Origin of the sequence: Streptomyces sp. NPDC057702 (assembly GCF_042799315.1) — a bacterium.
In the GTDB taxonomy this organism is placed as follows: Bacteria; Actinomycetota; Actinomycetes; order Streptomycetales; family Streptomycetaceae; genus Streptomyces.
This window is the reverse complement of the sequence record NZ_JBHVJC010000004.1, coordinates 155,209-168,928: the sequence shown is the minus strand read 5'-3', so window position 1 is coordinate 168,928 and position 13,720 is coordinate 155,209. Positions and strand designations below refer to the sequence as shown.

The 13,720-nt window shown below is 72.3% G+C and carries 8 protein-coding genes; 3 read left to right on the top strand and 5 right to left on the bottom strand.

Annotation, left to right across the window (positions count from 1 at the left end):
* Positions 1–7: 7 nt before the first annotated feature.
* The 5 genes from ACFVFR_RS04260 to ACFVFR_RS04240 form a co-directional block, all read right to left on the bottom strand.
* On the bottom strand, positions 8–3,208 hold the full coding sequence (locus ACFVFR_RS04260) for a nitrate- and nitrite sensing domain-containing protein (RefSeq protein WP_383697930.1): 3,201 nt from the start codon (positions 3,206–3,208) through the stop codon (positions 8–10).
* Between the two features lie 325 nt (positions 3,209–3,533).
* Entirely contained in the window at positions 3,534–4,112 is a 579-nt protein-coding gene (locus ACFVFR_RS04255; RefSeq protein WP_383697928.1) for an ATP/GTP-binding protein, read from the bottom strand.
* Complete coding sequence (locus ACFVFR_RS04250) at positions 4,093–4,500, bottom strand: DUF742 domain-containing protein (protein WP_383697926.1); 408 nt, start codon at positions 4,498–4,500, stop codon at positions 4,093–4,095. The genes ACFVFR_RS04255 and ACFVFR_RS04250 overlap by 20 nt, the downstream gene beginning before the upstream one ends.
* Before the next feature lie 98 nt (positions 4,501–4,598).
* A complete protein-coding gene (locus ACFVFR_RS04245; RefSeq protein WP_383698063.1) occupies positions 4,599–5,012 on the bottom strand; it encodes a roadblock/LC7 domain-containing protein in 414 nt (137 codons plus the stop codon).
* Positions 5,013–5,061: 49 nt separating this feature from the next.
* Positions 5,062–9,228, bottom strand: coding sequence for a nitrate- and nitrite sensing domain-containing protein (locus ACFVFR_RS04240; RefSeq protein ID WP_383697924.1), 4,167 nt, complete (start codon positions 9,226–9,228; stop codon positions 5,062–5,064).
* A gap of 534 nt (positions 9,229–9,762) precedes the next feature.
* On the opposite strand from ACFVFR_RS04240, the gene ACFVFR_RS04235 reads away from it, so the two are divergent.
* The 3 genes from ACFVFR_RS04235 to gltX all read left to right on the top strand — a co-directional run bounded on the left by ACFVFR_RS04235 (position 9,763) and on the right by gltX (position 13,551).
* Positions 9,763–9,942, top strand: coding sequence for a hypothetical protein (locus ACFVFR_RS04235; protein WP_383697922.1), 180 nt, complete (start codon positions 9,763–9,765; stop codon positions 9,940–9,942).
* 1,367 nt (positions 9,943–11,309) lie between these two features.
* Complete coding sequence (locus ACFVFR_RS04230) at positions 11,310–12,092, top strand: fumarylacetoacetate hydrolase family protein (protein ID WP_383697920.1); 783 nt, start codon at positions 11,310–11,312, stop codon at positions 12,090–12,092.
* On the top strand, positions 12,085–13,551 hold the full coding sequence (gene gltX, locus ACFVFR_RS04225; protein WP_383697918.1) for a glutamate--tRNA ligase: 1,467 nt from the start codon (positions 12,085–12,087) through the stop codon (positions 13,549–13,551). The genes ACFVFR_RS04230 and gltX overlap by 8 nt, the downstream gene beginning before the upstream one ends.
* Positions 13,552–13,720 lie beyond the last annotated feature (169 nt).

The following is a 13,720-nucleotide window of genomic DNA, read 5'->3' as shown; positions in this document are numbered from 1 at the left end:
GCTCACACTAACGCTCCTGATCGTAGGTGCTGCCGGGGCCGAAGCCCTGTTGGTCATGCTGGTGGTGCGTGCTGTTGTCGACGCCAGCGTCGCGCCCCTGCTGGACCCCGCGGCGCAGGTTACTCAACCTGCCGCGGATGTCCTCCGGGGCCCGCGAAATCTGGGGTCCGCCCTGCTGGCTCTCCTCGGCGGTGCCCTCCACCAGGTTGGCCTTGGGGACGCGCCGGGGGAGGCCGGACGGGGTCACTCCGCCCGCCTTCGGCTCGCGGAGCTGCTCGGCACGGTGCCAGCGCTCGTCGTTCGCCGACTGCCAGCCGGAGTCCGTACGCCGCCGCTCCGGCTCCGCCCGCTCCTCGGGTGCTGGTTCGGTTGGCTCGGTGTGGTCCGCCGCCACGGCTGCGGAAGCGGCCCCGTCCGGAGCCCCCCACTGCTTGTCACGGCGCGGGAGGCCCGCCTCGGTGATCGAGTGGACGTCGCTGGGCGAGGGGCCCGGACGGTCGAACTCTACGCGCTCCGAGCCGTCTTCCGCAGCGCTCGAGAGGGGTTCCGTTTGGGCTCCGTACCCGTCGACGGGGCGCCGCTGGTACGGGTCCGCCGCCCCCCACTCACCCTGGTGACCCTGCCCGTCGTGGGCGGGGTAGGGCTGCTGTCCGGTCGTCGACTGATCCGCGTAGTCACCTTCCGGATACGTACCGTCGCCCAGGGCGTCGGTGGCGTGCCCGGCCGGCGCGGACGCGGCGTCCCGTGGCGCGGCGTACCCGGTGCCGTACCCGGCGGCGTATTCGCCCTCGTGCGCGTGCCCCGTGCCGAGGTCGCCGCTCCGCTCCGCGCCGTACGGGGCCGGCTGGGTCGCTCCGTACGCGCCGTCGTACCCGGCCCCGTACGGCGCGGCCGGGTCGCTGTCGTATGTCACCGGGCCGTTGTCGTACGCCGGGCTGGACTGGTCGGGGTAGGTGGCGTTGTGCGCGCCCGGGTCCGCGAAGCCCGGCTCGACGGCCGGGTGCGGGACGTCCGGTCCCCGCGACGCCGGGGGCGCGGGCTGCTCGGGGACGATCGGCGAGACGGCGAAGTCACCCGGGGACGGCTCGTCGTCGCCGCCACCGCCGTGCGTGATCGGCTCGGGCAGCATGACCAGCGAGGTGGTGCCGGCCTGCTCGCCCGCCGGGCGGAGCTGGACGCGGATGCCGTGCCGATTGGCCAGGCGACCGACCACGAACAGGCCCATGCGCTGGGAGACCGCCACATCCACGGTGGGCGGATGGGCCAGCCTGTGGTTGATGTCCGCGAAGTCCTCGGCGGTCAGGCCGATGCCCTTGTCGTGGATCTCGATCATCACGCGACCGTCGGGCAGCCGGGTGGCGGTCACCCGCACCTTGGTCTGCGGTGAGGAGAAGGTGCTGGCGTTCTCCAGCAGTTCGGCCAGCAGGTGCACCAGGTCCGTGACGGCGGTGCCGTGGATCTCGCTGTCCGGGACGCCGGCCAGCTCGATCCGCTCGTAGCTCTCCACCTCGGAGGCGGCGGCGCGCAGCACGTCCACCAGCGGCACCGGCTGGTTCCACCGTCGGCCTGGCTCCTCGCCCGCCAGGACCAGGAGGTTCTCCCCGTTGCGGCGCATGCGCGTGGCCAGGTGGTCCATCCGGAACAGGTTCTCCAGCTGGTCCGGGTCGGCCTCGTTGTTCTCCAGTGTGCTGATCAGCGTGAGCTGCCGCTCGATGAGGCCCTGGTTGCGCCGCGAGAGGTTGGTGAAGATCGCGTTGACGTTGCCGCGCAGCAGCGCCTGCTCGGCGGCCAGCCGCACCGCCTCCCGGTGCACCTGGTCGAAGGCGCGGGCGACCTCGCCGATCTCGTCCCGGCCGGCGATCGGGATCGGCGCGACCCGGGTGTCGGTGTGGCCCGGTTCGGCGCGCGAGAGCTGGTCGACCAGCTCCGGCAGCCGCTCCTCGGCCACCTCCAGGGCGGCGTTGCGCAGCCGGCGCATGCTCCGGCTCATCGAGCGGGCCATCAGCCCGGCCACGATGAACGCGGCCAGCAGGGCCAGCAGCACGATCGCGGAGTTGAGATAGGTGTCCCGCCGGGCGTCGGAGGAGATCTGCGCGGCCTCGTCCACGGCCTTGTCGACCAGGCTCACCTCGACCTCGCGGTAGGCGTCGAACTTCGCCGTCGAGAGGGTGAACCAGGACTCGGCGGTGATGCCCTGCTGGCGCAGCTCCGAGGGGGAAGCGCCGGTACCGATGGCCTTGGCCATCGTGTCCATCGACGGCGGGGTCTTGTACGTGTCCCCACGGGCCTCGGCCCGCTGCCGCGCGTCGGCCAGCTTCTTCGCGCCGCTCGCCTCGGCCTCCCTGAGGGCCTTGCGCAGATGCGCGGTGTCCTCGTCCATCCCGCCGGACTCGAACTCGAGCAGCGCGATCCGCTCCAGGTAGGCGTACGAGGAGAAGGCGGTGAGCTGGGCCTGTCGGTCCGCGTCGCCGGGGCCGGGCTTGGTCAGCAGGTGCGCGCCGATCGAGCGCTGCAACGATTCGGCGGCCTTGGCCAGGGACATGGCGTAGACCGTGCGGCCGTAGGAGGTGATGTTGCCGGTACCGAGGCCGAGCTCGTTGGCGAACTCCATCAGCGGGTGCTGGACGGTGACGTAACCCTCTTCGGTCTGCACACCGGGCAGCTGCGAGGTGAAGGCGTTCTGTCGCAGCGAGCCCAGCCGTGGCTCGACCGTGCGGAACGCCTTGAGGCGTCGTTCGAGGCCGGCCTCGCCCGGCATGTCGTCGGCGTACCGGTCGAAATCCCTGGCAGCCTCGTCGGTCTCCCGCCGCGCCTGCTTCATCTCGTCGGTCTCGCGGCCGGAGAGCAGGGGGACGGTGGACACGTCCCGCTCGTTGATCAGCGCCTGACCGTACGCCGCGGCGGCGCGCACCAGACGGGCGGTGCGCTCGGCGTCGCGTGCCTCGCGCCAGGTGTCCACGGACGAGGCGACGCGCAGGCCGCCGAAGACCAGTGCCACCAGGACCGGGATGAGCAGGATGACATTCAGCCGGACCGGGACCCGCCAGTTGCGCGGCGACCAGGGGCCGCCGTGGGGTGGTGGGGCCTCCGGTGCCTCGTCGGGCGATGCCCCCGTGCGCGTGGGCGGCGTGAAGTTGCCCCGTGCCCGACCCTGTGGGGTCCGTGGCTGGGGCGACCCCGTCGCGGGCGCCGTCGTGCTTCGCCTCACTAACCAACAACCTCTCGGCGTCGGCACTGGATGTCGTGCCGTTCTCTGCTGAGCCCCTACTGCTCAGTTCAGCGAATTCCAGCACGTGAGGCATGCGCATTCCAAACAGTGCCGCTTATGGATGGGACACTGTCGGCCACGCAGATAAAACGGGCGTTAAGGGCGAGAGTCAGCAAAACTGAGAGGATCCGCTTACTCGGTGGAGTCGCGAAATGGCTCAGGGTGATCGCTGGGCGGTAATTGCCTGTCGAAACGTTATGAATTTGCGGGCTAGCCGTGGCAAACGACACAACGTCGGCGCATCGCAACTGCCGGGTAACTCACGCTACTTGAGGCGGGCCATCAGAGCGTGCTCGACCAGGGTGATCAGCGCGCTCTTGGTCTCGTTCCGGTGCCGGGCGTCGGTGACGATGATCGGCGTGTCCGGACCGATCTGGAGCGCCTCGCGCACCTCGTCGGGCGAGTACGGCTGGTGGCCGTTGAAGCCGTTGAGGGCGATGACGAAGGGCAGGCCGGAGTTCTCGAAGTAGTCGACGGCCGGGAAGCAGTCGGCCAGTCGGCGCGTGTCCACCAGCACGATCGCGCCGATCGCCCCCTTGACCAGGTCGTCCCACATGAACCAGAACCGGTCCTGGCCGGGCGTGCCGAACAGGTACAGGATCAGGTCGTCGTCCAGGGTGATGCGGCCGAAGTCCATCGCCACGGTCGTCGTGGTCTTGTCCTGAACGTGGCTCAGGTCGTCGATCCCCGCCGACGCGGAGGTCATCACGGCCTCGGTACGCAGCGGACTGATCTCCGAGACCGCACCGACGAACGTGGTCTTGCCCACGCCGAAGCCGCCCGCCACCACGATCTTCGCGGAGGTGGTGGAGCGGGCCGCGCCGCTAGAGCTTGCGGAGTCCACTGAGCACCCTTTCGAGCAGTGTCACGTCAGGCGTGCCGCCCGCCTCCGAGCTGCCGGGCTGGTGGATCGCCACCATGCCGGCCTCGGCCAGGTCGGCGACGAGAATACGGGCCACACCGAGGGGTATCGCCAGCAGCGCGGAGACCTCGGCGACCGACTTCACCTCACGGCACAGGTGGCAGATCCGCTGGTGCTCGGGGAGCAGCCCCTGCAGGTGGGCGGGGTCCGCCGTGGTGCTCACCAGCGCCTCGATGGCGAGCTGGTAGCGCGGCCGGGTACGGCCCCCGGTCATCGCGTACGGGCGCACCAGCGGCTGGTCGCCCTCAACCCCGTACGACGCGTGATGAGAGGCGCCGTACGGGCCGGTCGAGGCTGCGGGCGGATTCATGGTTCCTCCGGTCGGGACAGCAAGCTGGTAGTGGTGCCGTCGGTCGGTGCCGGTGGGGGGCCTGGCAGTCAAGCTTGAGGACGGACGGTGGACGGGGGTCAGTTGAGCAGACTTCCCTGCAACTCCGCGCGCAGGTCAGGGGTCAGGACATTACCCGTACGATCGACGAGAAGCGCCATCTCATAACCAACGAGACCAATGTCGCACTCGGGGTGGGAGAGCACGGCGAGTGACGAGCCGTCGGAAATCGACATGATGAAGAGGAAACCGCGCTCCATCTCGACCACCGTCTGGTTGACGGAGCCGCCCTCGAAAATGCGCGAGGCCCCCGACGTCAGCGATGTCAGTCCCGAGGCGACCGCCGCCAGTTGATCGGCACGATCGCGCGGGAACCCCTCCGACATCGCCAGAAGAAGACCGTCGGCGGAGACCACCACCGTGTGGGACACCCCCGGGGTGTTGTCCACGAAGTTGGTGATCAACCAGTTCAGATTCTGCGCCGCCTGGCTCATCGGACTCAACTAACGCTCCTGCTGGTGAAGGGGACCGCGACCGCGAGACTCATGGCCGACCATCCGTTCCGGCCTGACGGCCCTGCTGAATGCCACGACGAAGATTGGTCAGCCGCCCGCGCACGTCGTCGGGCGCGCGGGAGACCTGGGGACCGCCGCGCCGCTGGCTGGGCTGCTCCTCGGCGGTGCCGTCCACGAGGTTGGCGCGCGGCACCCGACGGGGCAGACCGGAGGAGGTCACCCCGCCCGCGGCCGGCTCGCGAACCTGCTCGGCCCGCCGCCAGCGCTCGTCGTTGGGGGAGGAGCGCCAGGCCGCCGAATTGCCGTCGGCCCGGGTGTCCGTGGCCTCCGCCGCTCCGGCCCGCTGGCTCGGCTCGCGGCGCGGCAGCGGCGGCGCGGCGGGCTCGGGCGCGCGGTACGCGGCGCCCTCGTCCGGCGCGGGCTCGCCGGCCGGCACGGGGCCCTGCGGGCTCTGGAACCAGCGCGACTCGATCGTGTCGAAGATCGGGGTGCCGCCGTTGTCGAAGCCCTGCGGGAGCGGCAGTTCGCCGGTGAGGTGGTCGTCCTCGGGCGCGGGGCTCGGCTCCGGATCGACGGCGCCCGCTCCCAGCCCCACTCCGGGACCGCCCTGCGGCAGGTAGGCCCCGCCCCGTCCGGGCGGCGGGCCGTTGAAGTCCGGCCGCTGGAACTGGGTGGTGTCGCCGGACTCGCCCGCCGCGAGCTCCGGGCGCGGGTACTCGCCCGTGTCGCCCGGCCGCGCGTACTCGCCGGTGGCGGCGCCCAGGTCGTAGGCCGGCTGGGGGTAGCCGCCGGTGTCGGTGGGGCGCGCGTACTCGCCGGTGTCGCCGTACCCGCCCGTCCCGTTGGTCGGACGGGGGTACTCGCCGGTGTCCGCGGGGCCGTCGGGCCGCGCGAACTGCCCCGTGTCGGTGGGCCGCTGATAGGCGCCGGTGTCCTCCGGCCGCGGGTAGCCGCCGGTGTCCTCGGAGGTGCCCTGGGCGTACGCGTCGGGGTAGGCGTCAGGGGTCTCCGGCCGCGCGTACCCACCGGTGTCGTCCGGACGCGCGTACTCCCCGGTGTCGCCCGGGCCGGCGGGCAGGGCGAACTGGCCGGTGTCGGCGGGGCGCCGCGTCGGCAGCGCGTACTCGCCCGTGTCGCCCGGGCCGCCGGGCCGCGCGTACGCGCCGGTGTCGGCGACGTCGGGGCGACCGTAGCCGGCGTCCGCGCCACCGGGCCGTGTGTACGTCCCCGTGTCGCCGGCCCCGAGCGCGTCGTGCGGAGCGGTGGGGACGGCGAACTCGCCGGTGTCCCCGGGGCCGCCGGCGGCGCCCCGTGGGAAGGGCGGCGTGGTGTCGATCTCCTCGTGACCGCGCGGCGCGTCGCGGTCGGTGGGCCAGTCGTCCGCCGCGGCGGCACGCCGGGCGCCCCAGTTGGCACCCGGGGACTGCGGCTCACCGTCCGGAGCCGGCCCGTCGGAGGCGGCGGGGGACGGCACGGGGCCGGGGGTGCCGGGCAGTTCGGGCGCCGGGCCGCGCTGGGCGAGCTGCGGGCGCTGGCCGGACCCACCGGCGCGGCCCGCGTTCGCGGGGGCACCGGTCGGCGGGGCGACGGTGGGGCCGCCGTCCCGCGTGTCCTGGCCATCGCGCGTGGGCAGGGCGGGGCGGCCCGCGTCGGGCCGCTGGTCCTGGTCGGCCGCGCTGCGGGCGCCGGCCCGGCTGCCGCCGAAGAAGTCGCCGGTGGTCGCGGGGACGTTTCCGCCGCCGCTGGCCCGGTTGCCGCTGCCACCGCCGCCGAAGAAGTCACCGCCGCCCGGGTGGGCGCCGCCCGCCCCGTTGCCGTGCACCGAGGCACCCACGGGGCGCGTCGGCAGGCCGCTGCGGGTGGCGCCGCGCGTCGGCTGACCGCCGGTGCCCGTCGGGGGCACGGGGCCGGTCGGCGCCGGCTTGCTGCGCGGGCTCGCGCCGCCGCCGGCGAGCTCCGCGCGCGGGCCCGCGCCGGGCACCTGACGGCGCGTGCCGCTGCCCGCCGGGCCACTCGCCCCGTTGCCGCCCGGCTTGCCGAGCGCGGGAGTGCCCGTGGCGGGGGTGGCGGGCGCACCCGGGGCGCCGGGTGCGCCGCCGGGGTTCGCGGCGGGCTTCTTGCCGTTGCCCTGGGCCACGTCGACCGGGAGCATGACCAGCGCGGTCGTGCCGCCCGAGTCCGAGGGCCGCAGCTGGATGCGGATGCCGTGGCGCAGCGACAGCCGGCCGACCACGAACAGACCCATGCGGCGCGAGACCGAGACGTCCACGGTGGGCGGGCTGGCCAGCCGTTCGTTGATCGCGGCCAGGTCCTCGGGGGAGAGCCCGATGCCGGTGTCGTGGATCTCCACGAGCACCCGGCCGTCCGGCAGCGCGTGCCCGGTGACCTTGACCTTGGTCTGCGGCGAGGAGAAGGACGTCGCGTTCTCCAGCAGCTCGGCCAGCAGGTGCACGAGGTCGTTGACGACCCGGCCGGCCACCTCGGTGCCCGGCACGGAGCTGAGCTCGATCCGCTCGTACTGCTCCACCTCGGAGGCCGCCGCACGGAGCACGTCGACCAGCGGCACGGGGCGCGTCCACCGGCGCCCCGGCTCCTCGCCGGCGAGGACCAGCAGGTTCTCACCGTTACGACGCATACGCGTCGCCAGGTGGTCCAGCTTGAACAGCGAGGAGAGCTGGTCCGGGTCGGCCTCGCGGGACTCCAGTTCGGAGATGAGCGAGAGCTGGCGCTGGATCAGGCCCTGACTGCGGCGCGAGAGGTTGGTGAACATCGCGTTGACGTTGCCGCGCAGCAGCGCCTGCTCGGCGGCCAGTCGGACCGCCTCGCGGTGCACGTCGTCGAAGGCCGCGGCCACCTTGCCGATCTCGTCCCGGCTGTGCACGCCGACCGACTCGACGGAGGTGTCCACGTCCTGCGGGTCGTGCTCGGACAGCTCCTTGACGAGCTCGGGCAGCCGCTGCTGGGCGACGTCCTGCGCGGTGTCCTGGAGGCGGCGCAGCGAGCGCACCATGGAGCGGGAGACGACGAACGCGCCGACCAGCGAGATGCCGAGCACGAGGAGGATCAGCGCACCGTTGATGATGGCGTCCTGCTTGGCCTCGGAGCGCAGCTCACGGGCCTTCTGCTGCATCTCCGTCAGCAGCGTCTGCTCGATCTTGGACATCGCGACGAGCTTGATGCTGTCCTGGTCGTACCAGTCCATGTACGTGCGCTTGGCGGACGCCAGGCTCTCCGGGTTGCGTACCATCCGCTGCGCGTACTTGTTGGCCGCGTTGATGTCGCTGTTGCCACCGGTGAGGGGGTCGAGCAGCTCGGTGCTGTCGCCGCTGCGGATCTCCAGGAACCGGCGCAGCGCCTGGTCTTCCTTCTCCAGCGCCGTGGAGGTGTACCGGCTGTCGATCGCCGAGAGGCGGGGCTTGTCCGGGTGCGCCAGGGCCGCGCTGACCGAGGCACGCTGAATGGACGCGTACTCCTTGGCCGACGAGAACGTGGCCAGCGCCCGCGTCTTGTTGATCATCGCGCGGTTGCTGGTCGCCTGCGCCATGTCCTGGGAGAGCGAGAGCAGCGAGGTGATCAGCTCGTTGTACCCGAGGATCGTCTGCGAGGTGTAGTCGCGGTCCTTGTACGCCTGCTTACGGATCTCGACGACCTTGAGCAGCTGCTTCTTGATGTCGATCACCGTGGACTGCACACCGGTGATCGCCGGGTCGACGGGGTCGAGGTTGTCCGTGGCGTCGGCGAACGCGACGAGCGCCTGGTCGGTCGCCTCGCGGGGGGCGACCACCTGGTCGTCCTGGTCGTCGCCGACACCGGCCAGCGGGCCGGCCGACTGGTCGCGCTCCTCCTGGAGCGCGTTGGCCAGCTCGGTCGCCTGCTGCGTCATCTCGGTGAGCAGCTTCATCTGGTCGAGCTGCTCGATGTTGTCCAGCGAGTTGTGGATACGCAGGCCGCCCAGTGTGGTGGCGGCCACGACGGGAAGGGCGAGCAGCGACACGAGCCGGGTGCTGATCTTCCAGTTACGCAGGGCTATTCGCGGACCGGGCCCGGTGGGCCCCTTCGCCTTCGGCCGCTCGCCGGATGACTCTTCCCCGCTGGGCGCGGTCGACCGCGTACTGACCTCCGCACCGCGGTCGGTACCACCGCGCGGCTCGGAGTCCGCCGCGGCGTTGCCATCCTTCTTGAAACGTCCCTGCACTAGCGTCGCAACCTCTGGACCAGGCGTCCCGCCGTGCGTACGGCGAAACGGTGTCGAGTCGTGAGTGACCGGCGCGCTTGACCCTTTCCCTGTGGGGAGCGAGGCCGCCGCCGCTCGGCGCCCCGTCTGCGCCCCGCTGCGCGCCAGGTGAATCCTGTCGGCGGTCCGTGGAATTCCAGCACAGTGCCGGATGCTCCAACAAGAGCCGTGGGTCACGGTGTGGATGCGGTGACGGTACGTGGCAATAAAGTGACCGCATGTGGAAAACAATGGCCGTGATAACGGACTTTTATGCACGTTCCGCTCAGGAGTGGCGTGTGTCCGGGTCGCGATGATCAAGAGCGGAAAGTCGGCTTGAGCTAGGAATGCCGGATTCCGCCCAAGGTGATAGGTGCGCATGATGCGGCATTTGTCCGCCTCTTCGTGAGAGAACTCACATGCTGGGCGTGACTGGGCTCGCGGATTTCAGGGGAAGCGCGCGTTTAGCCTGACGCTTTACACCGTCCGCGACAACGACAAGACGAGGCAGATCCAGTGAAGACGACGATGCTGTTCCGCAACATAGCCAACCCGCGGCGCACCACCCTCGCCCACCTCAAGGATGCCGAAGAACTCCAGGCCGTGCCCGCCGAAGAGCAGCCGGCCCAGCGCGTTGAACTGCCCACTCAGACGGCCAACCCCCGTCGCACGATTCTGACCGAAGCCCCCGAGTAGCGGCCACCTCCCTGGTGGGCGGCGCCCCACGGCCCACTTGGAGCCCGCCGCCCCCGTCCGCCCCAACTCGATGCGCCCCCCAGCGCACGGTCGCAGGCCCCGCGCGTCCCAGAGCCTCTCTCCCTCGCCGCACCCCCCACTCACACCCCCGTACGCGGCCCGCGCCCACCCGTCTGGCGCCTGGCCCCGCGCCCGCCCGGCCTCTTTGCCCCCGCGCCCGCCTGGCGCCTGGCCGCGCGGCCGGCGCCGTGTCCACCCGGTCGGCCCCCGCACCCAGTCCGCCCCGGCTGGCGCGCCCACCCCGGGCCGCTTGGCCCGACCACCCCCGACCGCGACGGCGGCCCCTGCTGCCCAAGGCCGCGACGTACGCCTCTTGGCGCCAGCCCCACACCCCGCCGCGTGGACCCGAGGCGACGCGCCCCCGCTGCCCGCCGCGTCTCCCGGCCCGTCGACACGGCGTACGCCCCCGGTACGACGGCAAGCTGTCCCGGAGCCGACACCCACGCCCATGACACGGGCCAACCGACCTCCGGCGGCTCCATGCCGAGGCAGCGTGTTCCGCGCCCGAGTTCCGCGCCTGCGCTCCGTGCTCTGTCGTTCCCGCGTCTCGCGCCCACCTCTCGTGTTTCCGTGCGCGGCGCCGCGGGGATGCGGTGGGGCGCTGCGACGGCCCCCACGCGTCGCGCTCCGTGTCCCGGACCGGCTCCCGCCCCCGCGTCCGCGTGCTCCGGGCCGAAGCGACGCGCCCCGTGCCCCGTGCCTCGGCCTCTCGCATCGCGCTGCGGGGGCTTGCCCCGTACGCGTGCTCCGCCCCCCCGTTGCGAGGGATGCTCCCGCCCCGTGGCGCCCCGTGCCCCGGTGCGGGGGGCTGCCCTCCGTGTCCGCGCGGTGCCGAGCTCCGCGATGCCGCGTGGGCCGTCATGGGGTGCACTCGCGCGCCACCTCGCGCCCCGAACCCGCCGCCGCCCCGTGCCCCGTGCCCCGTGCCCCGTGCCCCGTGCCCCGTGCCCCGTGCCCCGTCTCGCGGTGGCGCGCCCTACCCCGCGCTCCCGTTTCGTAGTCTTCGCCCCCCGGCGGCGGGGGTGCCCGGGGTGGGACGGGGCGGTGTGGTCCCGCTCCGCCACTGGTCCGCTACGTTCCGCCATCGTGCTCGCGCGCGCCGTGTGGTGCTCCGTCGCGTCTCCTGGCGCCTGGCGTGGCTGGCCAAGTCCCGTCCGGTGTCGGGGGAACGGCGGGGCCGGGGGAGGGGGCGGCCGGGGAGCCGCCGAGGGGTGGCGTGCCGGGAGCGCGGCGGTGCCGAAACCGGAGCGATAGCCTGAAGCGGTCAGACCCCAGCCGGTGACCAGTAGTGAAGGGCAGCACTTCCCGTGCGCATCGCCAGATTCTCCATCGACGGCAACGTCGCGTTCGGAGTCGTGGAGGGGGACGCCGCCGCTGACGGCGGCCTCGTCCTCGACATCATCAAGGGGCACCCCTTCGCCGAATTCGAGCGCTCGGGCCAGAAGGTTCCCTTGGACAAGGTGCGCCTGCTGCCCCCGGTGCTGCCCAACAAGGTCGTGGGCATCGGCCGCAACTACGCGGAGCACGCCAGAGAGCTCGGCAACGAGGTCCCCGACGTCCCGGTCGCCTTCTTCAAGCCCTCCACCTCCGTGGTCGGCCCCGGCGACGCCATCGCCTACCCCTCCTTCTCGCAGGAGGTGCACTACGAGGCCGAGCTGGCCGTGGTGATCGGCCGGATGTGCCGGGAGGTCCCACGCGAGCGGGCCAGGGACGTCATCCTCGGCTACACCTGCGCCAACGACGTCACCGCGCGTGACGTACAGCGCCGCGAGCAGCAGTGGGCGCGGGCCAAGGGATTCGACACCTCGTGCCCGCTGGGGCCGTGGGTGGAGACCGACGTCGACCCCGGCGACCTCGCGATCATGTGCACCGTGGGCGGCGAGCAGCGACAACTGGGCCGCACCAGCGAGATGGTCCGTTCGGTCGAGGACCTGATCGTGCACATCACCGAGGCCATGACGCTGCTTCCCGGCGACGTCATCCTCACCGGCACCCCGGCTGGGGTCGGCCCGCTCAACGTCGGCGACGAGGTCGCCGTCACCATCGAAGGCATCGGCACTCTCACCAACAAGGTGATCAAGCGTGGCTAGCGCATCTCCCGTACGCGTCCGTTTCTGTCCCTCGCCGACCGGCAACCCCCACGTGGGCCTGGTCCGCACCGCCCTGTTCAACTGGGCGTTCGCTCGCCATCACGGCGGCACCCTCGTCTTCCGCATCGAGGACACCGACGCGGCCCGCGACTCCGAGGAGAGCTACGAGCAACTCCTCGACGCGATGCGCTGGCTCGGCTTCGACTGGGACGAGGGCCCCGAGGTCGGCGGCCCGCACGCCCCCTACCGACAGTCGCAGCGGATGGACATCTACGCCGACGTCGCCCGCAAGCTCCAGGAAGCCGGCCGCGCGTACGAGTGCTTCTGCACCACCGAGGAGCTCGACGCCCGCCGTGACGCCGCCCGCAAGGCGGGCAAGCCGTCCGGGTACGACGGGAAGTGCCGCGACCTGTCGGTGGAGCAGATCGCCGCCTACCGCGCCGAGGGGCGTACCTCGATCGTCCGTTTCCGGATGCCCGACACCCCGATCACCTTCACCGACCTGGTGCGCGGCGAGCTGACCTTCACGCCCGAGAACGTGCCGGACTTCGGCATCGTGCGCGCCAACGGGGCCCCGCTCTACACCCTGGTCAACCCCGTCGACGACGCGCTGATGGAGATCACGCACGTCCTCCGCGGCGAGGACCTGCTCTCCTCCACGCCGCGCCAGGTCGCCCTGTACGGAGCGCTCGCCGAGATCGGCGTGGGCAACGGCACCGTGCCGGCCTTCGGACACCTCCCGTACGTCATGGGCGAGGGCAACAAGAAGCTGTCCAAGCGCGACCCGCAGGCGTCCCTCAACCTCTACCGCGAGCGCGGCTTCCTCCCCGAGGGGCTGCTCAACTACCTGTCCCTGCTGGGCTGGTCGCTCGCCGAGGACCGGGACATCTTCTCCGTCGAGGAGATGGTCGCCGCCTTCGACCTGGGCGATGTGAACGCCAACCCGGCGCGCTTCGACCTCAAGAAGTGCGAGGCCATCAACGCCACCCACCTGCGCGCCCTGGCACCCGAGGAGTTCGTACGCCGCCTGGTGCCCTTCCTCTTCCCGGGACGGGGCCCCAGCGAGGCCGAGCTGGCCCTGCTCGCCAAGGCCGCCCCGCTCACGCAGGAGCGCATGGTCGTCCTCGGCGAGGCGGTCGGCATGCTCGGCTTCCTGTTCGTGAAGCCGGAGCACTTCCGGGTGGACGAGGCCGACGCGGCCAAGGTGCTCACCGAGGACGCCAAGCCGGTCCTGGAGGCCAGCGTCAAGGCGCTGGAGGAGCTGGCGGACTTCACGCCCGAGCCCATCCAGGCCACGCTGCGCGAGGCGCTGGTGGACGGCCTCGGCATCAAGCCCAAGTTCGCGTTCACGCCGCTGCGCGTCGCGGTCACCGGCCGGCGGGTCTCGCCGCCGCTCTTCGAGTCGATGGAGCTGCTCGGCCGCGAGGAGACGCTGCGCCGGCTGCGGGCCGCGCTGTAGCGACCCGACGGGGCCCCTCGGGGCGCGACGGCTGGCGCTGGCCCGGACAGGGCCCGGCGCCAGCCGTTCTGTACGGCCGCTGGCCACCGCCCCGTAACGGCCCCGTCGCCACGCCGTGCCACGCCCGCGTCCGCACCGCCACCCCTCCCGTGGGCCCCGTGGTGCGTGC